At 38.8% G+C, this 23,962-nt stretch carries 23 protein-coding genes; 14 read left to right on the top strand and 9 right to left on the bottom strand.

The genetic code is table 11. The annotated features are described in order from the left end of the window. Window positions 1-26 precede the first annotated feature (26 nt). Together uvrA and BLS35_RS02835 are read left to right on the top strand one after the other, a co-directional pair. Window positions 27-2,870, top strand: coding sequence for an excinuclease ABC subunit UvrA (gene uvrA / locus BLS35_RS02840; RefSeq protein ID WP_090777595.1), 2,844 nt, complete (start codon window positions 27-29; stop codon window positions 2,868-2,870). 10 nt (window positions 2,871-2,880) lie between these two features. After that, complete coding sequence (locus BLS35_RS02835) at window positions 2,881-3,813, top strand: NAD(P)H-hydrate dehydratase (RefSeq protein ID WP_090777593.1); 933 nt, start codon at window positions 2,881-2,883, stop codon at window positions 3,811-3,813. Window positions 3,814-3,817: 4 nt separating this feature from the next. Here the strand turns inward: BLS35_RS02835 and BLS35_RS02830 are convergent, their stop codons facing one another. Genes BLS35_RS02830 through lipA form a run of 3 tightly spaced genes read right to left on the bottom strand, consistent with a single transcriptional unit; the run spans window position 3,818 to window position 6,162 of the window. After that, entirely contained in the window at window positions 3,818-4,675 is an 858-nt protein-coding gene (locus tag BLS35_RS02830) for an anti-sigma factor (RefSeq protein WP_090777591.1), read from the bottom strand. A 1-nt stretch (window position 4,676) separates the two neighbouring features. Then, the gene (locus BLS35_RS02825) at window positions 4,677-5,228 is read right to left on the bottom strand and encodes an RNA polymerase sigma factor (RefSeq protein WP_090777589.1); all 552 of its coding nucleotides are present in this window, start codon (window positions 5,226-5,228) and stop codon (window positions 4,677-4,679) included. Between the two features lie 55 nt (window positions 5,229-5,283). Then, window positions 5,284-6,162, bottom strand: coding sequence for a lipoyl synthase (gene lipA / locus BLS35_RS02820; protein WP_090777587.1), 879 nt, complete (start codon window positions 6,160-6,162; stop codon window positions 5,284-5,286). 129 nt (window positions 6,163-6,291) lie between these two features. On the opposite strand from lipA, the gene BLS35_RS02815 reads away from it, so the two are divergent. Further along, window positions 6,292-6,696, top strand: a complete 405-nt coding sequence (locus BLS35_RS02815; RefSeq protein ID WP_090777585.1) for an OsmC family protein — start codon at window positions 6,292-6,294, stop codon at window positions 6,694-6,696. Here the strand turns inward: BLS35_RS02815 and ytxJ are convergent. Together ytxJ and ribH are read right to left on the bottom strand one after the other, a co-directional pair. Then, the gene (gene ytxJ, locus BLS35_RS02810; RefSeq protein WP_090777583.1) at window positions 6,686-7,018 is read right to left on the bottom strand and encodes a bacillithiol system redox-active protein YtxJ; all 333 of its coding nucleotides are present in this window, start codon (window positions 7,016-7,018) and stop codon (window positions 6,686-6,688) included. The genes BLS35_RS02815 and ytxJ overlap by 11 nt on opposite strands. Window positions 7,019-7,236: 218 nt before the next feature. Then, a complete protein-coding gene (gene ribH, locus BLS35_RS02805; protein WP_090777581.1) occupies window positions 7,237-7,728 on the bottom strand; it encodes a 6,7-dimethyl-8-ribityllumazine synthase in 492 nt (163 codons plus the stop codon). A 204-nt stretch (window positions 7,729-7,932) separates the two neighbouring features. Here ribH and BLS35_RS02800 point away from each other — a divergent pair, with 204 nt between their 5' ends. From BLS35_RS02800 to BLS35_RS02770, 7 genes are all read left to right on the top strand, one after another. Then, window positions 7,933-8,523, top strand: coding sequence for an RNA polymerase sigma factor (locus BLS35_RS02800; RefSeq protein ID WP_090777579.1), 591 nt, complete (start codon window positions 7,933-7,935; stop codon window positions 8,521-8,523). 64 nt (window positions 8,524-8,587) lie between these two features. Continuing rightward, window positions 8,588-9,790, top strand: coding sequence for a FecR family protein (locus BLS35_RS02795; protein ID WP_090777577.1), 1,203 nt, complete (start codon window positions 8,588-8,590; stop codon window positions 9,788-9,790). A gap of 154 nt (window positions 9,791-9,944) precedes the next feature. Beyond that, a complete protein-coding gene (locus tag BLS35_RS02790; protein WP_090777575.1) occupies window positions 9,945-13,592 on the top strand; it encodes a SusC/RagA family TonB-linked outer membrane protein in 3,648 nt (1,215 codons plus the stop codon). 11 nt (window positions 13,593-13,603) lie between these two features. After that, window positions 13,604-15,061: a RagB/SusD family nutrient uptake outer membrane protein gene (locus tag BLS35_RS02785; protein WP_090777573.1), complete on the top strand. Its 1,458-nt coding sequence runs from the start codon at window positions 13,604-13,606 to the stop codon at window positions 15,059-15,061. A gap of 30 nt (window positions 15,062-15,091) precedes the next feature. Continuing rightward, on the top strand, window positions 15,092-15,964 hold the full coding sequence (locus BLS35_RS02780; RefSeq protein ID WP_254778622.1) for a substrate import-associated zinc metallohydrolase lipoprotein: 873 nt from the start codon (window positions 15,092-15,094) through the stop codon (window positions 15,962-15,964). 24 nt (window positions 15,965-15,988) lie between these two features. Then, entirely contained in the window at window positions 15,989-16,948 is a 960-nt protein-coding gene (locus BLS35_RS02775) for a DUF4302 domain-containing protein (protein WP_090777571.1), read from the top strand. Window positions 16,949-17,085: 137 nt separating this feature from the next. Further along, on the top strand, window positions 17,086-17,820 hold the full coding sequence (locus tag BLS35_RS02770; protein ID WP_090778149.1) for a class I SAM-dependent methyltransferase: 735 nt from the start codon (window positions 17,086-17,088) through the stop codon (window positions 17,818-17,820). A gap of 74 nt (window positions 17,821-17,894) precedes the next feature. Here the strand turns inward: BLS35_RS02770 and BLS35_RS02765 are convergent, their stop codons facing one another. After that, window positions 17,895-18,566 (bottom strand): tetratricopeptide repeat protein, encoded by a 672-nt coding sequence (locus BLS35_RS02765; RefSeq protein WP_090777569.1) that lies wholly within the window; start codon window positions 18,564-18,566, stop codon window positions 17,895-17,897. Window positions 18,567-18,770: 204 nt separating this feature from the next. Between BLS35_RS02765 and BLS35_RS02760 the strand changes: the two genes are divergently transcribed. Then, the gene (locus BLS35_RS02760; RefSeq protein ID WP_090777567.1) at window positions 18,771-19,874 is read left to right on the top strand and encodes a DNA replication/repair protein RecF; all 1,104 of its coding nucleotides are present in this window, start codon (window positions 18,771-18,773) and stop codon (window positions 19,872-19,874) included. Then, a complete protein-coding gene (locus BLS35_RS02755; RefSeq protein ID WP_090777565.1) occupies window positions 19,867-20,157 on the top strand; it encodes a DciA family protein in 291 nt (96 codons plus the stop codon). Before BLS35_RS02760 ends, BLS35_RS02755 begins: the two co-directional genes overlap by 8 nt. Window positions 20,158-20,164: 7 nt before the next feature. Here the strand turns inward: BLS35_RS02755 and BLS35_RS27650 are convergent, their stop codons facing one another. The 3 genes from BLS35_RS27650 to BLS35_RS02745 all read right to left on the bottom strand — a co-directional run bounded on the left by BLS35_RS27650 (window position 20,165) and on the right by BLS35_RS02745 (window position 21,673). After that, window positions 20,165-20,338: a hypothetical protein gene (locus tag BLS35_RS27650; RefSeq protein WP_165973288.1), complete on the bottom strand. Its 174-nt coding sequence runs from the start codon at window positions 20,336-20,338 to the stop codon at window positions 20,165-20,167. Window positions 20,339-20,398: 60 nt separating this feature from the next. Beyond that, window positions 20,399-21,130: an FKBP-type peptidyl-prolyl cis-trans isomerase gene (locus BLS35_RS02750; protein ID WP_090777562.1), complete on the bottom strand. Its 732-nt coding sequence runs from the start codon at window positions 21,128-21,130 to the stop codon at window positions 20,399-20,401. Window positions 21,131-21,253: 123 nt separating this feature from the next. Next, window positions 21,254-21,673, bottom strand: coding sequence for a nucleoside-diphosphate kinase (locus BLS35_RS02745; RefSeq protein ID WP_090777560.1), 420 nt, complete (start codon window positions 21,671-21,673; stop codon window positions 21,254-21,256). 142 nt (window positions 21,674-21,815) lie between these two features. Here BLS35_RS02745 and BLS35_RS02740 point away from each other — a divergent pair, with 142 nt between their 5' ends. Then, a complete protein-coding gene (locus BLS35_RS02740) occupies window positions 21,816-22,826 on the top strand; it encodes a DHH family phosphoesterase (protein WP_090777559.1) in 1,011 nt (336 codons plus the stop codon). Between the two features lie 64 nt (window positions 22,827-22,890). Further along, entirely contained in the window at window positions 22,891-23,895 is a 1,005-nt protein-coding gene (locus tag BLS35_RS02735; protein WP_090777557.1) for an FKBP-type peptidyl-prolyl cis-trans isomerase, read from the top strand. Window positions 23,896-23,962: the final 67 nt, after the last annotated feature.

Genomic DNA, 23,962 nt, shown 5'->3' with positions numbered 1-23,962 from the left:
ACAAGCCCCATTGTTTTTTAATATATATGAGCAAAAATACTGTTGACCTTGGCGAGCAAAAAGATGTAGAAGTGTATGGGGCCAGGGTGCATAACCTTAAAAATATAGATATCTCCTTTCCCCGAAATAAACTTGTAGTAATTACTGGTTTAAGTGGGAGTGGAAAATCCTCTTTAGCCTTCGATACGATTTATGCGGAAGGACAGCGCCGGTATATGGAAACTTTTAGTGCCTATTCGCGCCAGTTTATGGGAGGGATGGAAAGACCTGATGTAGATAAGGTGTCAGGTTTAAGTCCGGTTATTGCCATTGAGCAAAAAACCACCAGCAAAAACCCACGATCTACGGTAGGCACAATTACGGAGATTTACGATTTTATGCGTCTTTTGTACGCGCGTACTGCCGATGCTTTCTCCTACAATACAGGAGAGAAGATGGAGCGAATGAGCGAGGATCAGATTCTCGACAACATCTTTAATAAGTTTGGTGAGATGCCTGTGAATATCCTGGCGCCTGTAGTAAAAGGACGTAAGGGACATTACAGAGAATTGTTTGAGCAAATTCGTAAGCAAGGCTATGTAAAAGTGCGTATCGATGGAGATATTCAGGACATTACGCCTAAAATGCAGGTCGACCGCTACAAAATTCATGATATTGAGATTGTGGTAGATCGCCTGATCATCGATCGTAAAGATTTAAAACGTTTACAAGACTCCTTACAAACTGCTATGCGTTTGGGTAAAGGCATTATTAAAATCAGCGATAAGGACAACAATGTTGCGCATTTTAGCCGTTTTTTGATGTGCCCAACTACAGGGATTTCTTACGATGAACCACAACCTAATAACTTCTCGTTCAACTCACCCTATGGTGCTTGCGAGAATTGTGATGGTTTGGGTTACATTTTCGTGGTAGATAAGGAATCAGTAATGCCTAACCTTAAGTTGAGCATTATGAATGGTGGCTTGGCTCCATTGGGAGAATACCGAGATATATGGATGTTCCAGGTATTAAAGGCTGTGGCTAAGAAATATAATTTCTCTTTGTCTACGCCACTTGAAAAACTGGGTGACGACATCATCAATATTATTTTAAATGGTTCTCACGAGCTGATTTCGGTAGCGGTAGAGTATAATAAATGGAACGTACAAAACTATCAGATCACTTTCGACGGGATCATTAAACTGTTGGAAGAGCAGCAGGAACGCAAAGGTGAGGCCTCTATGGAAGATATGGAGAGTTTCCGTAAACTGAAAACTTGTCCGGTTTGTAATGGTGCACGTTTAAAGAAAGAAAGTCTGCATTTTAAAATCGACGGCAAGAATATTTTTGAGCTGGCAGAAATGGATATCAGTAGCATCAAAGGCTGGTATGAAGGTTTGGAAAGCAGATTAAACGATAGACAAAATACAATTGCCAAAGAAATCTTAAAGGAGATCCGATCAAGATTGGGTTTCTTAAGTGATGTAGGGTTGAATTACTTGTCGCTTGACCGTACTGCGCGTACACTTTCGGGTGGAGAGGCGCAAAGGATCAGGTTGGCTACACAGATCGGCTCGCAGTTGATGAACGTAATGTACATCTTGGATGAGCCGAGTATAGGACTTCACCAGCGTGATAACGAGCGTTTAATTGGGGCTTTAAAAAACCTGAGAGATTTAGGGAATACCGTTTTAGTGGTAGAGCATGATAAGGATATGATTTTGGAGGCGGATCATGTGATTGATGTTGGTCCGGCAGCAGGTGTGCATGGTGGACAAATCGTTGCCCAAGGCACTCCGGCAGAGATCTTGAAATCGGATACCCTTACTGCAGCTTATCTAAATGGTAAAAAGGGCATAGAAGTGCCTAAAAAGCGTAGAAAGGGAACCGGACATAAGCTATCTATCATCAAAGCAAGTGGACACAACCTAAAAGATGTTTCTGTAGATTTCCCATTGGGTAAGTTTATTACGGTAACTGGGGTTTCTGGAAGTGGTAAATCGAGCTTAATTACCGAAACGCTATATCCAATTTTAAATCATCACTTCTTTAGAGCTAAAAAACATCCATTACCCTACGAGAAAATCAATGGCATAAAGGAGATTGATAAAGTAATTGAGATTGATCAGGCGCCAATTGGGCGTACACCACGTTCTAATCCTTCTACTTATACCGGTGTGTTTTCGGACATCCGCAATTTATATGTTCAGTTGCCTGAAGCTAAGATCAGGGGTTATAAGCCCGGTCGCTTCTCTTTCAATGTTAAGGGTGGCCGTTGCGAAACCTGTCAAGGTGGCGGAATGAAGGTAATCGAAATGAACTTTTTACCTGATGTACAGGTGCCTTGTGAAGAATGTCATGGCAAAAGATACAATCGTGAAACGCTTGAAGTACGTTACCGTAGCAAGTCGATTAGCGATGTGTTGGATATGAGTATTGAAGAGGCTTGTGTCTTTTTTGAGAACATGCCTTCTATTTATAGGAAGATTAAGACATTGAAAGATGTTGGTTTGGGGTATATTACCTTAGGTCAGTCTTCTACGACTTTGTCGGGTGGTGAGGCCCAGCGGGTTAAGTTGGCTACTGAACTTTCAAAAAAGGACACTGGCAGGACATTTTATATTCTGGATGAGCCTACAACTGGCCTACATTTTGAGGATATAAATGTGTTACTAGGTGTGCTTAACGAACTGGTGGAGCGAGGAAATACTGTATTGGTTATTGAGCATAATCTGGACGTGGTAAAAGTTGCCGATTGGGTAATAGACTTGGGCGAAGAAGGCGGTGCAGGAGGTGGAAGGATCATCTTTGAGGGTACTCCTGAAGGCTTGATCCAGAATCCGATCAGCTTAACCGGCAAGTTTCTTAAAAAGGAAATGGGCCTGTAAATCAATTGTTATGGCAGTCTTTTTAAGTGCCTTTCTACCGGATTCTGATGCTGCAAGCAAACTGCAGGTTGTAGATGAAGGACTGGAAAAGGCGGGTACGGAAAATGAAAGCTCTCCTTACAAATTAATCGAAAGCGCCGATATCAAGGGTATTCTTGAGCCCAGAAAATCTTTTTCACATAAAGGTACATATGGACATGCGCTTATTATTGCTGGTGCCGTAAAGACTATGGGAGCGGCATTGCTTAGTGCTAGTGGCTGTCTGTATGGTGGTGCCGGCTTAACAACGGTGTCTATTCCCGAAAGTGGATTGATGGCTTTAAATACAGCGCTTCCTGAAGTGATGTATTTGGAAAGAAGTCGTCTGATCAAAATAAAATCATTAAAAAAATACAATGCCATTGCGATAGGACCAGGATTGGGTAAGCTCTTTGAAGCGGTGTGTATGATGGAAGAATTGGTTGTTTTAAACGTACCGGTTGTAGTTGACGCAGATGCGCTAAATATCCTTTCTAAGCGTGATGATTTGCTTTTGCACCTGGCTAAAAATTCGATATTTACACCTCATTTAAAAGAGTTTGATTGCCTATTCGGTGAACATAAAAATTGGTGGGATAGGTTGCAGACAGGGCGCAGAATGGCCAAAAAACTAGGCTCTGTTATCGTATTAAAAAATCAATATACATTTATTATCGATCAGCAAGGCGATGTGATGATCAATCCTACAGGTAATTCTGCGATGTCGCAAGGTGGAATGGGGGATGTATTGACTGGCATAATTACGGCTTACGTTGCACAGGGTTACAGTGCAAAAGCTGCAGCCATATTGGGCTGTTATTTTCATGGAAGGGCCGGGGATGAATTGGCTTTAAGCCATCACAATATAACTGCATCGCAGTTGGCAGCACAGATTCCGGTAACCGTAAAATCGTTTTTAGTTTAGCTTTTTAGATTCCAACAGCTCCCATTACAATCATTTGATCCATGGTTGGTCCTACACTTCCACCACGTTTCTCAAGTGTGACTGCGAATGCTTGAGCTCCGGCAATTTCCTTCATTTTAAGCAAGATGTGTGCACTGTCGGCTTTTACATCAAATACGCCTAAATCTACTGGTTTGCCATTTACTAAAGCCCAAAGTTGGTATTGGTGCTGCTGATCATTGATAGGTAATTGCATTTTAGAATTATCGACCATAACATGCTGACCACCTGGATGCCAATAAACTGTCATTTTGGCTTTTGGATCCATTTTAGTTCCCGCAAGTTTTACCGTTTTCCAATCTGGGCTGCTTGTTATTTCGTCGATCTTTTGCAAATCGGAATTGCTTTCTTTGAGGTAGCTGGCTTCAGTAGCAAATTTCTCTCTATCCAGATTTAATGCGATGATTTCATTTTTAGCATTTCCGAGTTTCTCTCTGGTGGAGAAAAGTGCAGCGATGGATATTATCAACAATACTGCACAGGCAATTAATGCAATGTAAAGTCTTTTTATTTTAGTTTCGTAAGCTTTAGTCTGTAGGGGCACGATTGCGGCCTCATGTGCGGGTTTTATACTTTCAGTGTTTACTTCGAGTGGTTTGGAGAGGATTTTATTAAGAATTTCGTCTCTTAATAACTCCCGAGGTTGTCTAGCTCCCGCCATGGCATATTTTTCCAGGGTAAGTTCAATGGATGCAATTTCCTGTTTTACTTCAGGGTCTTTTGCTGCCATTGCTTCAACTTCATATCGCTCCTCGGCAGTTAATTGCCCAGTTACATATTGTTCAAGTATGCCTGTTTCTATATATGCTCTTCCTTCGTCCACCTTAATTAAACCTCTTTCTTAACTCTATAATAGCCATTCGAACCCTTGTTTTTATGGTTCCCAATGGTAAATTCAACTCTTCCGCCGCCTCTACGTGTGTATATCCTTTAAAATATACCATGTCAAGCACTGCAATTAATTCCGGTTTAAGGCCATTCACCATTTCCTTAATCCCTAACGTATCCGCATTAAAGGTTACTTCCTTCTGTGCATCAATGAAATCTACGTTATTTTCAATGTCTTGGTTTTTTTCAGCGTTCCTATAATCTTTAGAGCGCAGTTTATCTATGGCTACATTGCGGGCAATATTCATCATCCAGGTAAATAACCGACCTTTCTCTGGGTCGTAGCCATTTGCCGAATTCCAGATCTTTATAAAAGTTTCTTGTAGCAGATCTTCGGCGACTTCTATTTGAGGAATAATTCTTGAGATGACCCCAAATAATGCAGCAGAGTACATATCATACAGTGCATGCATGGCAATGGTATTTTGGCTTTTTAGGGCGTTTACCAGCTCATCTTCAGGGAGAGATATTTTTTTGTTAGTTGTCAATTCATCACTAAGATAGTGAAAGAACTATAACAACAAAGAAGTATTTACTTTTTTATTAAAAATCAAACAAGTGTTTTTCTGCATGATAAGAAGAGCGAACAAGGGGGCCACTTTCTACATACCTCAATCCTTTAGCCAATCCGAGTTCTTTGTATTTAGCAAATTGATCAGGATGAATCCAGTCAACCACAGGATGGTGGTTACGTGTTGGCTGTAGGTATTGTCCCAAGGTTAAAATGTGTACACCATTGGCAACAAGATCATCCATAGCTTCTAAAACATCGTCTTCAGTTTCTCCTAGTCCAAGCATAATTCCTGTTTTGGTTCTTAAGCCAAATTCAGAGATGCGCTTAAGGGCTTCAAGACTTCTGTCGTATTTAGCCTGGATACGCACTTGTTTGGTTAGGCGTTTTACCGTTTCCACGTTGTGGGACATTACTTCAGGGCGTTCTTCCAGCACACGGTATAAGTTATCCCATTGACCTCTAAAGTCTGGTATTAATGTTTCCAATGTGGTTTCAGGGCTTTCTCTTCTGATGGCTTGTAAAGTTTCCGCCCATATAATTGAACCTCCGTCTTTGAGGTCATCCCTGTCAACAGAAGTGATTACACAGTGTTTTACTTTCATCAGTTTTACTGAGTTTGCTACCCGGTTAGGTTCGTCAGTATCAACAGCTAATGGTCTACCTGTGGCTACAGCACAGAATGAGCATGATCTGGTACAAATGTTACCAAGGATCATAAAGGTTGCTGTACCTGCACCCCAACACTCGCCCATATTTGGACAATTACCGCTTTCGCAGATGGTATGAAGTTTATGGGTATCCACCAAACTGCGCACTTGCGCATATTCTTTGCCTACAGGAAGCTTAACTCTAAGCCAATCTGGTTTACGTTGTACTGGGTTTTCTGAAACAACCGGAAGTGCGATCATGGCACAAAGTTAAGCAATAGGTTTGAATAGTTATAAAGATGAAATGTTTATAGGATGTAAACTTGATCTATTTCATGTTAATTGATTTTATTTGACATTAAAGTAAACGAATTCTCTTAATTTTACCTCATGAGCACTTCAAAAATAACTTACAACGGTGGTTTGAGAACCACTTCTATACATGAGCGTTCCGGTAATGAAATCATCACTGATGCTCCTGTAGATAACAAAGGAAAAGGTGAAGCTTTTTCGCCAACGGATTTATTGGCCACATCATTAGGTAATTGCATGCTCACCATCGTTGGAATCGCAGCGAATGAGCATGGTTTTAATATTGATGGGACTACTTGCGATATCACTAAGATAATGGCTGAAAATCCAAGAAGAGTTGCTGAAATAGTGGTTGATTTCCAGTTTCCAGCAAATAACTATTCTGATAAAGACAAAACGATCATTGAACGTTCTGCCAATACTTGTCCAGTGATGTATAGTCTACACCCGGATATTAAGAAAACAGTAACTTTTAAATATTAATCATTTCGGCAACTTCTACTGCCGAAATGTCGCTATGAGAAGCATCCAGAATACAATCTCCGTTTTTGATCAATAAGATTTGTGGGGATTCGTGATGGACTTGAAAAGTTTCAGCTATCTGCGCCGAAAGGTCGCGATAGCTGATTAAATCTAAAAAATATAGAGAAGTGTGTTCGGGTATTGTCTCCCAATCCATTTCGAATCGTCTTTTAGCCATTGCACTTACCGAGCAACGCGTACTGTGTTTAAATATTAAACTGTAGCCTTCCTGGTTCTGAATTTGACTAATCTGTGCCAGATCAGTAATGTTTTTCCACTGCATCAAATCTCTTTATTAAATTACCTCTACTTATCCTCTTCTTCTTTTGCCTTCTGGGTAAGAGCTATACGCCGGACAAATTTTGTTGGAACAAGCTTCCAACAACGTTATTGCAAAAAACACACCAAGCAATAATATTGCAACTTTTTTCATTTGTATTTATTTTCTTTAATGAAATATCGATACTAATCTACAGTTTTTAACAAAAGAATCAAAGTATGTTATAGGGTAGCCTTCAATTCTGCCATTTTTAATGCAGTAATTGCAGCTTCGTCTCCTTTGTTACCATGTTTACCACCGGCCCTGTCTATTGCCTGTTGTTGGTCGTTAGTAGTTAACACCCCAAATATTACAGGTTTGGCATGTTTGATACCTACTTGGGTAATCCCATTGGCTACCGCATCACAGATAAAATCAAAGTGCTTGGTTTCTCCCTGGATTACACAGCCCAGGCAGATTACTGCATCAAGGTCTTTGTATTTTTGTAAAAGTATTTCGGCAGCAGCAGTAAGCTCAAAACTACCAGGTACCGGTACAGAAATAATGTTTTCTGGAGATACGCCATGTTTAAGCAAAGTTTCTAATGCGCCATTATATAGGCTACCTGTAACTTCAGCATTCCATTCTGCAACAGCAATTGCAAATTTGAAAGCGCTTCCATTAGGTACAGTAGTATGCGAAAAATCGGATAGGTTTTTAAGTTGTGTTGCCATGCTGCAAACTTAAATAAAATTCGTCTAAACTGTTAGTTTGTTGTGCTTTTTGACAGTGGGATTTATTAATGATTCAGAATAAATGGTTTTTAGAATCGCTTTTAATATATTTAGCGTTGAATGCTTGTTTCTATTTAAATAATTAACGTAATCTCTTTTAATAGGAAGCAAATTTATGTTTCGGATTAAAAGAACTAAAGTTGTATGAGTAAGATTGTGTCCCTTTATGAAAATGATATGCTTATCCGTTTAAAATCTGGGGACGAGGAGGCTTTTGACTTTTTTTATAAGAAACATAGGGGCAAAATTTACGGGAATATTTTAAAACTTGTAAAATCTACAGATATTGCTGCTGATATTTTGCAGGATGTATTTATAAAGGTGTGGAATCATGCCGGAGGATTGGATGTTGAGCAGTCTTTTGAGGGATATGTGGTCAGGATCGCGCAAAATAGTGTATATGATTTCTTTAGAAAGGCTTCCCGTCAGAAGAAACTTGAAGAGAGATTGATTGCGTCATCTTCTATTGAAGACCATCAAGACCTAGATGCAGGGGCTGAGTTAGAGGAGAGCATAAAGCTACTTGATCAGGAGATTAATCTGTTACCCCCTAAATGTCGTGAGGTGTTCCAGCTTTGTAAGATCGAAGGGAAAAGTTATGATGAGGTTGCTGCACTTCTGAACATTTCGACTGCGACCGTTAATAATCATATTGTACGGGCTACAAGAATACTTAAAACACGCTTGTCGCAAGTCGATGTCATCCTTATTCTAATGTTGATTACAATTTTTTAAACTTTTTTAAATTAAGAGTAGTTGGTTTTCGCATCATTGGCGTATTAGAATAAAATAGACGCAAGTGCAGAAACTTTCACAATTATTTAAACGCTACTTAAACAATCAATGTACTCCTGAGGAAATCAGGGTGCTGTTGGATTATTTTAATGCTGATAGCGATAATGCTGATCTTAAATTATTAATTGAAGATCAGTTGAATGCGGAAGTCCCAGCAGATTTTGAAGAGCAACCTGATGTTATTGCAGCTTTTCGTAAAACGGATAACTATTTGCAACAGCAGCTTTTCAAAAAGAGTTTTCTTCAACGTGTCTTTTCTTCTAGCTATGCCAAGTATGCAGTAGCTGCGAGTCTTGTTGGCGTTTTATTAATGGGAGGACTCTTTTATAGCCGCCTTAAAAAATCCGAGTTTCCTGAAGGTAAGCCGTTGGCTAACGACGCGAGGCCTGGAACGAATAAAGGTATCTTGACGCTTGCGGATGGTTCATCGATTGTTCTCGATGCTAATAGTGACACTACGCTTTTAAAAAAAGCCGGAGTGAGTATCAAAGTAACAAAGGAGGGCTTGGTTGTTTATCAAGTATCGGATCAGAAATCGGGAACAACGGAAGTATTGTACAATCAAATTACCACTCCAAAAGGTGGACAATATGCGGTGATTTTATCAGATGGAACCAAGGTAATGCTTAATGCTTCATCATCATTGAGGTATCCGCTGAGTTTTCCATTAGGAGTGGGAAGAAAGGTAGAGCTTAAGGGGGAGGGCTTTTTTGATGTAGAAAAGGTTTTGGAGAATGGTATTCGGAAGCCTTTTTCTGTAGAAACACCCACACAGATTGTTGAAGTCTTGGGAACCCATTTTAACCTTAGCGCTTATGATGATGATCTTGTGGTAAAAACTACATTGGTGTCTGGAAAAGTCAATGTTTATTCGATAGCAACTAAGGAGGCTAAGATCTTAAATCCTGGTGAGCAGTCGATACTTACCGCGGGGGATGCTTTTATTCACGTAAAAAAAGTCAATGTGGAAGGCGCCATAGCATGGAAAGATGGCAATTTTATGTTTGAGGACTTATATCTAAAGGATATCCTGAGACAATTGTCCCGCTGGTATGATGTAGAAGTAGATCTTAAGAATTTGCCAGAAACCAGGTATAATATCTTTATTTCTAGAAATGAAACCTTATCAAATGTTTTAAGAATGCTTGAAAAAACAGGGAATATAAAATTCTCTTTAATAAATAATACGATAAAAATTAACCGCTAATTAAACCGTAACCTAAACTAAAACCTATGCCTATGTAGTTTCGATACAAAAAGCCAAAAAAAAGACACCGACTGCGTAGCAGCGCAATCGGTGATGAATAAGGCACCCGTCAACAAAACAACTAGTTAAGAATCACCTTAAACCTAACAAATTTATGAATTTAAATGTTCAGCGCAAGCTATTTTTTGGCTTACGGCAGAATTATGTGTTTGCGCATAACCTACTCTCAAAATTTTCACTAACCATGAAGATCACAGCTTTCTTATTAATGGTTGTATGCATGCAGATTTCGGCGAAAACCTTTTCCCAAAGGATTACGATTTCGGCAAGTAATACGTCATTAAAATTTGTCCTTCTCGAAATCAGAAAGCAAAGCGGCTTAAAGTTGGTATACAATACCGACGTATTACAACGCGCCCAGCCCGTAACGGTTTCACTAAAAGAAGCCACTTTAACTGAAACGATGGATAAGGTAATGGCCAATCAGCCATTTAATTATGAAATTGAAGGCAATACTATTTTAATTAACCCCAAGACGACAAAAGTACGTGTGGTAACAGCAGCTCCACAAATCGTGGTTACTGGTAAAGTTACAGATGGAAAAGGGCCACTTCCCGGTGCTAGCATTACGGAAAAGAATACTAAAAATGTAACAAAAACCGACATCAATGGGCAGTTTACATTGAAGGTAGATAAAGAGGGCGCTATTTTGGTAGTCAGCTATATCGGTTTTAACAGAAAAGAAGTTGCTGCAACCTCTACTTTTATGAATATCGTACTGGAGGGTGGAGATCAGAGTCTGGGTGAGGTTGTGGTGACCGGATACCAGAAAGTAGATAAGAAGACTTTTACAGGCTCTGTCAGTCAGGTGGATAAAGAAATTATTAACCGCTCTGGATATACAGATGTTTCCAGAATGCTACAGGGTGCTGCTGCTGGGGTAAGTGTAGAGAATGTTTCAGGGACTTTCGGGGCAACTCCAAAAATCAGGATCCGCGGTAATGCTTCAATCAGTGCGAATCAGGAGCCTTTATATGTGATTAATGGTATTCCTATTGCATCGCCAGCCAATGTAAATGTTAGTCAGTTATATTCCGGTGATCCGGCGTCTTTACTTGGGTCGGCAATAGCAGGGCTTAATGCTGCCGACATAGAGGATATTTCTATCTTAAAAGATGGTTCGGCAACAGCCTTATATGGAACGAGAGCGGCAAATGGGGTTATTTCCATCACCACTAAAAAGGGAAAGAAGAACTCTGCCAGTATCAATCTCAGTACCGCTTATACCATTGGCGTAAAACCTGATATCAATCAGTTTAACGTGATGGATTCCAAACAGTCGATGGACCTTTCGCAAGATCTTTACAACTATGGTTACCTGTCTGTTTTAAATTATCCATCTTCAACAGGTGCTTTTACAGAGCCTTACCGTTTATATGCGTCTAATCAGATCAGTCCGCAGGAATTCAACAACAGACTAAATCGTGCCAGGGGCTTAAATACCGATTGGTTTGACGTGTTGTTTAAAAACAACTTATTACAGGAACATAGTTTGTCTTTCTCTGGCGGAGGAGATAAGTCTACTTATTATTTATCAGGAAGTTATGCTGGTGACAATGGGTCGGCAATAGGGTACAACATGAATCGGTATACGTCTGATTTTCGTGTAGTGCTTAATTTGACCTCTAAACTGGATCTGGACCTGAATCTGAATGCGTCATTCCGCGATCAGCTTTCGCCAGGGACATTTAACAGTACCACCAGTTCAAGTAGTTTTAATACAACGAGACTTTTTGATTTGAATCCTACAAGTTATGCTGCTAACACAAGCAGGGCAATGTCTCCATACGATGCAAATGGAAATCTGCAATATTATCTGCGTGATTTTGCACCATTTAATATTTTGGATGAGTTGAAGGAAAACTTCAATACATTAAGTGCACATGATGTCAGAATCTCTGTAAAGCCAACTTATAAAATCTCTAAGGACCTCACTTTTGAAACCCTACTTTCTGCGAGAAAAACGGCAGCTAAGTACGATCACGTGATGACAGAATATTCGAATGTAGCAGCAGCATACCGTGTGGCCACAAACGATAAATTAAGAGAAATGAATCCCTTTCTGTATAAAGATCCTTCAGATCCGAATTCTATTCCAGAAACCATTCTTCCACGTGGAGGTATACTGGATGCCCGTAGTAATGATGGTAGATTTCTTTACATGAGAAATACGCTGAGCTTTAAAAAAGATTGGGAAGATAAGCATAGGCTAAATGTATTTGGTGGTTTTGAGATGGCTTCGGATAAAACCACAAGTGATTACACCCGTGGATATGGCTATTTATATTATGGAGGTAAAATCATATCGCCGAGTGTGCTGGCGATGAAAAGAGCTATCGAAAAAGACGAGCGATATTATACCGAAGGATTTGTTCAGGAAAACAGAACTGCTTTGTTTCTCTCTACTCAATACTCTTTTAATAATAAATACAATATAGAAGTAGCTGGAAGGGTTGACGGGAACAATATGTTTGGCAGAAGGACCAGATCAAGGTTCTTACCAAATTACAGTGTCGGTTTATCATGGAATGTAGACCAGGAAAACTTTTTCAAACAGATCAATGCTGCAGGAAAGATTAACTTCATGAAGTTGCGTGCGAGTTATGCATTACGCGGCAACGCTTACCAGTCTTCGCCAAATATCAATGCCAACTATGTAAATGTGAACCGTCCGGATGCTGTTAACAGCGAGATCGGCATCAGGATTCTTGCACCTGAGCTATTTAGCTTAAGCTGGGAAAAAGATTTTATTACCAATTTCGGTTTGGAATTGGGCTTGTTTAACAAGTTAAGCCTTACTGCAGAATACTACACCAGAAAGAATAAAGATCTAATCAGATCGAGTTCTGTAGGATATGAGGATGGATTTGCCAGCAAAACTATTAACTGGGCGACAATGAGCAACAAAGGGGTTGACATTACTTTGGATGTCAAAGAAGTTGTGAAAACCAAAGATTTTAGATGGAATGTAGGATTGATTTATGGTTATGTAAAAAATACAATGGTTGACGGAAATCTCTTCTCGCCATTGCTGACCGAAAAAACACGTCCGGATGGATATGGTATCGTTGGGAAGCCACTATATGGTTTGTATGCTTATCGTTTTGCTAGCCTGGATGCAAATGGCCAACCTTTGTTCTATGACGGTAATACGGGTAAGACCTCCAATAATATACAGTTTTCAAGTGTAAATGACTCTCTGATTACCTATATGGGGTCAAGAATTCCTACAAGCACTGGCTCGATAACCAATTCATTTAACTATAAGTCTTTTGAATTGAGGGTGTTTTTAACCTATAGTATGGGTAATAAGGTGTTTAGATCACCAACTGTGAAACGTGTGTATGATGATAATTTGGCAGCATCTAAGGATATTGATTCGAGATGGCGTACTGCGGGAGATGAAAACCTGACAAATATACCAGGCCTTGTATCCAGTATACAGAATAGCTATTTTACTTCTGCATTTATAGAGAATGAGTTTGCCTATAACAGAAGTGATGCAATGGTGGTTAGTGCAAATGTGCTCCGTTTGAGTGAGGTGATGTTATCTTACAATGTCTCACCTAAATTATTAACTGGTGTGCCATGGATAAAAGGGGCAAGGCTAATGGCTTCTGCAAATAACATTCATTATTGGGCTAGTAGTAAGTTGCGTGGTGTCGACCCACAGAGCTTGATTTCTGGCGTGAGCTTGCCAAATCCGAGAAGTTATACATTAAGATTAACTGCACAGTTTTAAAAGATAATAAGATGAAACTATTCAATTCCAAAAATATTATAGCCTCATTATTAACCGTGCTTGCATTGTGTTTTACAGGTTGTAAAAAGTTTACAGATAAGCCTTACGATAACAGGATAGACCTGCAATTTACAGAGCATTATCAGCAGATTCTGGTTGATGCTTATCCTGAAAGGCAGGAAATGTTTACCGATATTTTAACTGATGATTTCGAGTACCACGCCAATCTGGCTCAAGCCTCTATGACCAGTTATTTCCTGCCGATATATTTATACAAAGACGAATATCCGGATAATAACTTTACCAACCCAGATGTGGCTTATCGTGAATTTTTTGCTAAGATCTACCGTGCCAATATTGTAATCAATGGGGTGGATGCTTCTACACGTGGAACTGCAGAATTTAAGGCAGCGGTCAAAGGTGAAGCGCTCGTATTAAGGGCTTATTGCCAGTTTATGTTGGTTAATCTTTTCTCTAAACATTATAATGAAGCTACTGCGGCTACAGATCTGGGCATTCCGATTGTAACGACAGTAAATGAAGAAAATGTAAAAACCTACACACGCGCTACGGTAAAGGAGACTTATGCGCAAATTGAAAAGGATGCCTCGGAAGGTATTGCTTTGCTGCAACAGGGAGCCGCTTTTGCACCTAAAAATCCCTATCATTTTACCATGGCCAGTGCTAATGCTTTTATGAGCCGGTTGATGTTGTACAAAGGGAACTGGACAGAAGCTATCAAATACGCAGATGCAGTGATTTTAGAAAAGGGACGTTTTGTTAGAGATCTTGCAACGGACCTGACTGTACTAACGGCAAACGGAATACAGGCCTTTACGGTGAAGTATATGGACCCTACTATACATCCCAATATCCTGATGAATTATTATTCTTCCAGAAACCTGGGCTTCCTTGCACCTACAGGCTATACGCGTTCTGGATTTTATGTAGCGGACTTTTTGACTACAGTACTGCCTGTAACCGATTTAAGAAATAAACTTACCTATGCTGTAGGTACAGTTATCGATAAAAGGGTCATGGTTGCCAAGTATGAAACTCAACCTAATAATCCGAACTCGGCTTTCAGGGCTTCTTATTTTTCTATGGAAGAGGTGTTGCTGAACCGGGCTGAAGCAGTGTTAAGAAGTACTGGTGGAACAGTTACTGAAGCATTGAAAGATCTTGAAGTATTACGCAAAGCAAGATATACCAATTATACTGCGCTTAATCCTGCATTATTTACCAACGAAACACTTTTAACGACTGTGTTACTTGAGCGTAGAAAAGAGTTTATCGGAGAAGGGCTGCGTTGGTTTGATGTGAAGCGTATGGGTATAAAGGTTGAACATCTGATTGGAAGAGGAGAAGCCCCGGCGGCTACTTTAATGCCTAATGATTTAAGAACGGCGTTGCAGATTCCTTTAAAAGAACAACAAGGGAATCCGGCTATTCAGTTAAACCCAAGATAAGGTTTATTAACAATGTTAAATGATATGATCATGAAAAAGATATATATACTGGTACTTGCGGTTGTACTTGCTTCAAGTGCATTTATTACTGGTTGCAAAAAAGATACGACAATTGCCATCGATGAACCTATAGATTACCTCTCGGTTAAAAAAGGTAAATGGAACGGTTTGGATAGCTTAACGGATAGTCTGTTTAAAAATTATGGAGTAAGGGTGTTTTATGAGTTTAATCCACGGATTATAGATCCGACGACTTTTTATGTGCCTGCACAATATGATAAAGCGAAGTTGTATACTAAATATGTTATCGAAAAGTTGTGGCTTGAGCCTTTGAAAAAGAACTTTCCAAAGTTTTTGAGTGACCAAAAACCGATTGAATTCCTTATTCTGGGTACGTACGTTCATTTTAACTCTATCAGTTCTGGCTTGGCTGCTGGGGCTGGTTTGAATGGACAATTCTATAGATTAGGAATGGGTGGAGCAGATGGACTTGCTTTTACCAAAGCTTCGCTTAGAGATCACATGTGCACGCTTTATCATGAACATGCACATCAACTTGACCAAAAATTTGGTAGAAGCTATGCTTACGATAGGGTATCTCAAGGGAGTTATTATCAGTTGAACTATCTGACTAAACCCAACGGACAAAGGAGGACAGATAATGACGCGCAAATAGATGGTTTTTTTACCCCATATGGCGGGTTCGCACCTGAAGAGGATTTTGCGACCTCTGTAGAGTCAATGATCCGCTATACACGGGCAGAAATCCAGACCATCGTAGCCAAAAATCCTAAATTGGCCACTAAATATCAAATAGTATATAAATTCTATTTAGACAAAGGAATTGATTTACATCAGATGCATGATATTCTGGATCAAGTAACAAGTACTTTACCATTTTAATTACAAATATTAAAACGAACTAAGATGAAAACAATATATAATATTTCTTTTCTTGCCGTTTTCATGTGTTTAATGGCTTCCTGTAAAAAAGAAACCCTGTTAGACGGGAGTAAATCTATAGAACGCTCAAATGCATTGGAAAAAGAACTGAAAACTCAGTTAAATGATTCAAAAGATGGATGGATACTATTTGTCACTCCGCTTAATGCGAACGTTAAGTCCGCAATGCCGTTTATTTTAAAGTTTGATACACTTGAAAGCAAGGTCAATATGACTTCAATTTATGGAAAAGATGTATCTAGTTTTTTTAATATATCTGCAGCAACTGGAATGCCATTACTTACCTTCTCAACCGGAACAGCACTTTCTGCAATTTATGAAATTGGGAGTACAGATGTGACGGACTACTTTTTTAAAGTTTTAAAAGTAACATCTGATACAATCACTATGCAGCCTTATAGAAAAGGTTCCAGTTCTGCAAGTGAGGGTGGAGCTATACTTAAAATGGTTAGAAATACTCAGCCTACCTGGATTAAGGAATGGCAGACCGAAAATACTAAGCTGTTTGATCAAGCTAGTTTTTTTGGAAGATACCTAACTGCCGAGATGACATTTGCAAGTGGTGAGGCCTTTACCCCTTTGAGTGTTGCTTTTATAAAGTTTAGCGCTGCTGATGCTACGTATCTGGGGGCAAACTATCCAACAGCAATCAATAATAAACAGGCCGGTGCAATGACTTTTACATATTTCCCAACACCGGCTACGAGGATTGACCCCTTATCATTTACAGGGTATAATTCTATATTTTTTGATATTTATGCAGCTGCATCCACCAATGCATTGTATGGCACTGGGCCTGCAACAATGCAACGATTACTCAAAACTAATTATTTTATGATCAGAAAAATTAATGCAACTTCTATTAATGTATTCGCGATTGATAAAAATGGTAAGGAAATCGTGACTGGGAAAATATTTTACTAAAAACTGACGCCACTTAATAACCTTTGTTGGGGCTGTATCATTCAATTGATGCAGCCCCTTTTTTATATTACTTTATCTTTGCTGTTGTTACCGTGGTAATGAAATTAGATATTGAACTTTATCTAACAAAAAACGTTATGAAGGAGAATAAATACGACAATAGCCATTTTTTTAATCAATACAGCCAGATGTCCCGTTCTGTAAATGGTTTACAAGGGGCAGGCGAATGGCATGTGCTCAAAAAGATGTTTCCTGACTTCAAAGGAAAGCGTGTGCTTGATTTGGGCTGCGGATTTGGCTGGCATTGCCGTTACGCAATGGAACAGGGAGCTATCTCTGTACTTGGCATAGATCTTTCTGAAAAAATGCTTACTGAAGCTAGAAAGATTAACAGTTTACCGGGGATAGAATATCAGCGTATCGCCATAGAAGATTTTGATTTCCCTGCGAATGCCTTCGATGTGGTGATCAGCTCTCTTGCTTTTCACTACCTGGAAGATTTCGGTAAGATTTGCGATAAGGTACATTATAGCTTGTCTAAGGCAGGCACGTTTGCTTTCTCAGTAGAACACCCAATCTTTACAGCACAGGGCTTACAGGACTGGTATTATGACGAAAAAGGGAATCGGATACATTGGCCAGTTGATCAGTATGCCAATCAAGGAATCAGGAAAGCAAATTTCCTTGGCGTAGAAGTGACCAAATACCACAAAACGCTAACAACCTATATCAGCAGTTTGATCAAATCAGGGTTCGAGATTATAGGCATTTCCGAGCCGGAGCCGGAGAAAGCACTTTTAGAAAGTATTCCTGAAATGAAAGATGAATTGCGCAGGCCGATGTTTTTAATACTCTCTGCTACCAAGAAGTAGAACAAGGATCATAAAAAAAATAGCCCTGTATACTTGATGTATACAGGGCTATTTTGTATGCCTTAAAGTGCTCCTTATTTAACTTGTACAGCTGCACGTGCAATGTACTCATCAATCATAGCCGCTTCCTGGCTCTCAGGATACTGAGTTTTTATTTTAGTATATGCTTCTTCAGCATTTTTAAAGTCTTTAAGGTTTTCGTACACCAAGCCTAGTTTTTTAAGGAACATAGGAGAAGTGAATTTGTTGCTAGCCTTATCAGCAGCTTTTTTGTAATACGTAGCTGCTTGTTTGAAGTCTTTCAACTCGCTGTAAGCATCACCTAACAAACCTAAAGCCAATGGATCTGCAACAGGACTTCCTGTCTCAGAATATTTACCCAATACTTCAGTCGCTTTTTTGTACTCGCCTTTACGCAAGTAAATACCACCAAGGTATAAGTTAGCAAGGTTCGCTGATTTCGTATTGTCATACTCCTCTGCAATTTTTTCAAGACCAGGATAGCCACCTTCGCCGTTTATAGCTTTGTTGGCCAATGAATCTGCAGCACCAATATATTGCTCTGCCTTGTACATTTTAGCTGAAGCTTCTTCAGCCCTGTTTTTAAGGTATACATTCTGGTACCAGAAGTATATGCCTATTAATACTACAATTGCACCTGCAATGAATAAAAGGCTTTTCGAATTTTCTTCTAAAAAAGAGCCCTTTCTTACCGGCTGATTTATTTCTTTTTCTGTTGTAGACATTTTATTTAAAAAAATTAAGGATTGCAAAAATACATTTTTACATCAAAGTATCAACCCTTTTCTAAGTATTTAAACAAAATTAATGAACTGAGCGTTAATTAGTACCGAGGTAAAGGTTAATATTTATATTGCGACAGCGTATCCTGAAGGAAAAACAAATCATAGAATTGACAAAGCTAAACGGTAACTTTGGCTATTGATACTATGTGGTTAAAAAACATTACTCTTCTTAATTTTAAAAACTATACGGACGCAAATGTTAGTTTTTCTAAAACTGTAAATGCATTTGTAGGTGATAATGGGGCCGGTAAAACGAATTTACTGGACGCTATTCATTACTTGTGCCTATGCAAAGGGTATTTTAATCCTATAGATACCCAGCAGATTAAAACTGGTCATGATCTTTTTATGATTCAAGGTGATTTTGATCGTGAAGAGAAGAATGAGAAGATTACTTGCGGGGTAAAACGGAATCAGAAAAAGCAATTTAAGCGGAATAAAAAGGAATACGATAAGCTGGCCAATCATATTGGTTTGTTTCCTTTGGTGATGATCTCACCTTACGATACCAATATTATTATGGAGGGAAGTGAGGAACGCAGGCGGTTTATGGATAATGTGATCTCACAAACGGATACGCATTATCTGGACGAATTGATTTTATACAACCGCCATTTGTTAAATAGGAATGCTTTGTTAAAGCAGATTGCAATAACAAGAAGCTATGATCCGACCTTATTAGAGATTTATAATGAGCAGCTGGTGGCTTCTGGTGTAAAGATCTATGCCAAACGTCAGCAATTTATGATCGAGTTTATTCCATTGTTTGATAAGTATTACCAGTTCCTGACTAGTGATAAAGAGCAAGTGAGTCTGCAATATCAAAGCCAACTAAACGATACGGCTTTTGAACAATTGTTACTGCAGTCAATAGAAAAGGACAAAATCCTGGAGAGAACGACTACTGGTATCCATAAGGATGAGTTGATATTTACCATATCTGATATGGCTTTAAAGAAATTTGGCTCTCAAGGACAACAGAAATCCTTTTTAATTGCCTTAAAATTGGCACAATATGCTTATCTTCAGAAATATAAAGGGTTTAAGCCCTTGCTGTTGCTGGATGATATTTTTGATAAACTGGACGATAGCAGGATGCATAAGCTGATGGAGATGGTCTCTCATCATGATTTTGGACAAATCTTTATTACAGATACTGGAAAGGAAAGAGTGATGGCTGTATTTAATAAAATTGATGTGCCGGTAACTTTATTTGAAGTAACTAACGGAGCAATAAATCATGCGTAAACCAAACGACATTACATTGAAAGAGGGCATTGGCAAGTTGCTGAATGTTTATAAGCTAAAAGGCAAGTTTGATGAAACCTCGGTGGTGTCTTTGTGGCCCGAACTGATGGGTACAGCGATCGCTAATCGAACTACAAAGATTTACGTCTCACAAGGGAAACTATTTATTAGGATTGAGTCATCGGTAATAAAGAATGAGTTGCTAATGGTAAAATCCGGCATCATTCAAAAAATAAATGAACGTGCCGGATCTGAAGTGATTACTGATATGGTTTTTCTTTAGACAAGATTTATCCGCCAAAGATTCTGCCGATTAACCAGATGATGAGTGCAAGTACCAATATGACTACAATTGCACCAGTCCAAATACCTGCCTTAAAAATGCCCTTTACTAACTCGCAACTCATAAGTGTAGTAGAAAGGAAGGCGATAATTGCTAAGGGAAAATATTTTCTCGTTGTCATAGGCTTGATTATTTGATGTAACAAATTAACAAACGAGAATGACAATGGTTTGATTCGTGTCTATTTTCCGTTTACTTTAAGTAGCTCAATTTCGAAGATTAGTGTGCTATATGGCGGAATGTCCTCTCCAGCGCCACGTTCTCCGTAAGCAAGGTTATAAGGAATAAAGAATTTGTACTTCGAACCCGTTTGCATCAATTGAAGACCTTCTGTCCAACCTGTAATTACACCATTTAATGGTAATGAAAGTGGTTCTTTTCTGTCGTAGGAACTGTCAAACTGTTTTCCACTAATCAAAGTTCCCCTGTAGTTAACCAATACGGTATCTGTAGCCTTAGGTTTGATACCCGTGCCTCTTGTGATTACCTGATATTGAAGTCCGCTCGGTGTAACTTGCACGCCAGCTTCTTTTTTATTTTTTTCTAAAAATGCTTTGCCTGCTGCAAGCGTAGGTGCATGTTTTTGTTTACTTACATTTTTAAATAAGTTGTTGATCGCAATTTGTGATTGCTCTTTAGCGATCAATGGCGTCGCATTACCAAAAGCATCTTTCAATCCTTTAACTAATAATTCATAGTTAAGGCTGTTAAGGCCATCATTTTTCATGCTGCTAGCCATGGTATTGCCAAAAGCATAACTTGCCGAGTCTAACGTTGATTTAAATACAACTGCTGATGGAGCTTTTTTTACTGTGGTAGTTGTTTTCTTTGTTGTGGTAGTTTTTGATTTCGTTTGAGCGTTTACAGCAAGCGCGCAGAACGGAAGCATAAGGGTAATAAGTGTTTTCTTCATTAGTTCTATTTGTTGTGGAGGAAAGGTACAAACTTTATAAAAAAATAAGCACCTTTTTTGAGGTGCTTATTTTAATACTGTCGTCATTCTGAATCATATCCAGATTAATGATCAGAGAAGTTCTTAGAAACGCTCAGCAGCAGTAAAGAAGAAATCGCCTTCAATTGCAGCGTTCTCGTCAGAATCTGAACCGTGAACAGCATTTGCATCAATTGATTTAGCATATTTCTGACGGATAGTACCTTCAGCTGCTTCAGCTGGGTTAGTAGCACCGATTAATTTTCTGAAATCTTCGATAGCGTTGTCTTTCTCAAGAATTGCAGCAACGATCGGTCCAGATGACATGAAGCTTACCAAGTCAGCATAAAAAGGACGCTCTTTGTGAACTGCATAAAACTCGCCAGCTGTTTCTGGAGTTAGTTTAGTGTATTTTAATGCAATGATTTTAAAACCTGCAGCAGTAATGTCATTAATGATAGCACCAATATGGCCATTCGCAACAGCATCAGGCTTAATCATGGTAAAAGTTCTATTTGTACTCATTTTATTTATATGATTTTTTGCAAAATTACGTTTTATACTGTTAATATTAAAGTTCGAAACTTAGATAAAATTGTTTGCTCTAAAAGGCATAAATATTATAGGCTTCAATTATCATTAAATTATTAGCTTTGCAACGAAAATTATGCTATCTATTTCAGAAATAAAATCTTTGCTGGCTACGCCACAGAAAATTGTAATTACAACACATCATAAACCTGATGGTGATGCAATGGGTTCATCATTGGGCTTATATGCGTATCTGATTCAGAAGGGGCATCATGTTCACGTAATCACGCCTAGCGATTATCCCTACTTTTTACATTGGATGCCTAATAATGCCGAAGTCATTATTTATCCTGATGAACAAGAGCGTTCAGCAAAACTGGTAGCCGAAGCTTCGATGATTTTCTGCCTTGATTTTAATGCGCTTGGTCGAATTAATGAATTGGGCGAATTGGTGAGGTCATCTAATGCTTATAAGTTGATGATTGATCACCACCTGGATCCTGAAGATTTTGATGATTACCGTCATTGGAATATCGGCGCTTGTGCTGCGGCTCAATTGGTTTACGATTTTATTGTAAATGAGTTGGAGGACGGAGCATTGATGAATAAAGACATCGCGAGTTGTTTATATACAGGGATCATGACCGATTCGGGTTCTTTCCGTTTTGAATCTGCAAATGCTGGAGTTTATCGTATTGCTGCCGATTTGATCGATTTAGGTGCCGAACACTGGAGAATTCATCAATTGGTATACGATAACGCGACAGAAAACCGTTTACGTTTCCTGGGCTATTGCTTAAGTGAGAAGCTGGAAGTAATTCCAGAATTTAATACAGCAATCATATCTGTTACTAAAGAAGAACTAAAAAAGTTTAATATTGTAACCGGTGATACCGAAGGGATAGTGAATTATGCATTGTCAATTAATGGTGTTAAATTGGCCGCATTTATTATTGAAAGAACTGATAAAGTTAAATTATCTTTGCGCTCCACAGGAGATTTTCCTGCGAACGAGATTTGTAAGAAATACTTTAACGGGGGTGGACATAGAAATGCAGCTGGTGGGTATTCCGATAAAAATTTAGTAGAAACAGTAAAAGATTTTAAAGCACTTTTACCAGATTATAAAAACCAACTGCTTCGATAAGGATGGAGTTATTGAACAGAATTTAGAAAATAAACATATAAAAAAATATAATTTAAAAAACCACATGAAGAAAGGTCTAGTAATTCTTTTCGCAGCGACACTTGGGCTAGCTGCTTGTAACAACTATAAAAAAGGTCCAGGAGGCCTGTCGTATATCATCCATAAAGATGCTGGTGGCGCAAAAATTAAAGAAGGTGATATAGTTAAGTTAAACTTTATCCAAAAAAGTGAGAAAGATTCTGTGATGTTTAACACATGGGATATGGATCAACCTCAGGTTTTCCCTGTTGCTAAAAAAGTTTATGCAGGTGATATGAACGATGTTTTAACGTTGTTTGGAGAAGGCGATAGCGCTACATTTAAATTGGATTTAGATACTATGGCTGCTCGTTCTGGCCAACCAAAACCTCCAGGAACAAAAGATAAATACATCGTGTTTACGATTAAAGTAGAAAAAGTGTTAGCTAAAAAAGCGGGCGAAGCTGATTCTACCTTCCAAAAACAAGCTAGAGATTTCTTTGAAAAAGATTACAAAGCTAGCATTGAGAAAAAGAAAGGTGCTGAAGCTGGTAAAATCAAAAAATACATTGCTGACAATAACCTGAAAACTACAACAACTGCTTCTGGTTTACAATATGTGATCAGCAAACCAGGTGATGCTGTAAAACCTGCTTTAGGTGATACAATGATGGTTAACTATACTGGTAAATTAACAACTAAAAAATCTGACGGTAAAGATAATATCTTCGATACTAGTGATGAGAAAGTTGCTAAAGAAGCAGGTAAACACAATGCAATGGCTCAATATGGTCCTCGTCCTATTACTTTAGGAAGAGCAATTCCAGGATTTGATGAAGGTTTGCAATTGATTGGTAAAGGTGGAAAAATCACTTTAATCATCCCGTCAAGCCTTGCTTATGGCGAAGGTGGTATGCCTCAGGGTGGTATCAGTCCTTTTTCTCCACTTGTATTTGAAGTTGAGTTAACTGACATTAAAAAACCAACTGCAGCTCCGGTAGCTCAGCCAGGTGCAACAGTTACACCAGTAACGCCTGCTCCAACAAAATAATATAATATATTGCCCATTAGGGTAATCACATAATAGAGGGATGTATCATTGTAAAAAATGGTACATC

This window comes from Pedobacter sp. ok626 (genome assembly GCF_900100435.1).
GTDB lineage: Bacteria > Bacteroidota > Bacteroidia > Sphingobacteriales > Sphingobacteriaceae > Pedobacter.
This window is presented reverse-complemented; position numbering and strand designations above follow the sequence as displayed.

Bases quoted from the DNA above. Each gene is read 5' to 3' on its own strand.
- uvrA (WP_090777595.1), top strand. From the start codon at position 27: ATGAGCAAAAATACTGTTGACCTTGGCGAGCAAAAAGATGTAGAAGTG.
- BLS35_RS02835 (WP_090777593.1), top strand. From the start codon at position 2,881: ATGGCAGTCTTTTTAAGTGCCTTTCTACCGGATTCTGATGCTGCAAGC.
- lipA (WP_090777587.1), bottom strand. From the start codon at position 6,162: ATGATCGCACTTCCGGTTGTTTCAGAAAACCCAGTACAACGTAAACCA.
- BLS35_RS02815 (WP_090777585.1), top strand. From the start codon at position 6,292: ATGAGCACTTCAAAAATAACTTACAACGGTGGTTTGAGAACCACTTCT.
- ytxJ (WP_090777583.1), bottom strand. From the start codon at position 7,018: ATGCAGTGGAAAAACATTACTGATCTGGCACAGATTAGTCAAATTCAG.
- ribH (WP_090777581.1), bottom strand. From the start codon at position 7,728: ATGGCAACACAACTTAAAAACCTATCCGATTTTTCGCATACTACTGTA.
- BLS35_RS02800 (WP_090777579.1), top strand. From the start codon at position 7,933: ATGAGTAAGATTGTGTCCCTTTATGAAAATGATATGCTTATCCGTTTA.
- BLS35_RS02790 (WP_090777575.1), top strand. From the start codon at position 9,945: ATGAATTTAAATGTTCAGCGCAAGCTATTTTTTGGCTTACGGCAGAAT.
- BLS35_RS02785 (WP_090777573.1), top strand. From the start codon at position 13,604: ATGAAACTATTCAATTCCAAAAATATTATAGCCTCATTATTAACCGTG.
- BLS35_RS02780 (WP_254778622.1), top strand. From the start codon at position 15,092: ATGAAAAAGATATATATACTGGTACTTGCGGTTGTACTTGCTTCAAGT.
- BLS35_RS02775 (WP_090777571.1), top strand. From the start codon at position 15,989: ATGAAAACAATATATAATATTTCTTTTCTTGCCGTTTTCATGTGTTTA.
- BLS35_RS02770 (WP_090778149.1), top strand. From the start codon at position 17,086: ATGAAGGAGAATAAATACGACAATAGCCATTTTTTTAATCAATACAGC.
- BLS35_RS02765 (WP_090777569.1), bottom strand. From the start codon at position 18,566: ATGTCTACAACAGAAAAAGAAATAAATCAGCCGGTAAGAAAGGGCTCT.
- BLS35_RS02760 (WP_090777567.1), top strand. From the start codon at position 18,771: ATGTGGTTAAAAAACATTACTCTTCTTAATTTTAAAAACTATACGGAC.
- BLS35_RS02755 (WP_090777565.1), top strand. From the start codon at position 19,867: ATGCGTAAACCAAACGACATTACATTGAAAGAGGGCATTGGCAAGTTG.
- BLS35_RS27650 (WP_165973288.1), bottom strand. From the start codon at position 20,338: ATGACAACGAGAAAATATTTTCCCTTAGCAATTATCGCCTTCCTTTCT.
- BLS35_RS02750 (WP_090777562.1), bottom strand. From the start codon at position 21,130: ATGAAGAAAACACTTATTACCCTTATGCTTCCGTTCTGCGCGCTTGCT.
- BLS35_RS02745 (WP_090777560.1), bottom strand. From the start codon at position 21,673: ATGAGTACAAATAGAACTTTTACCATGATTAAGCCTGATGCTGTTGCG.
- BLS35_RS02740 (WP_090777559.1), top strand. From the start codon at position 21,816: ATGCTATCTATTTCAGAAATAAAATCTTTGCTGGCTACGCCACAGAAA.
- BLS35_RS02735 (WP_090777557.1), top strand. From the start codon at position 22,891: ATGAAGAAAGGTCTAGTAATTCTTTTCGCAGCGACACTTGGGCTAGCT.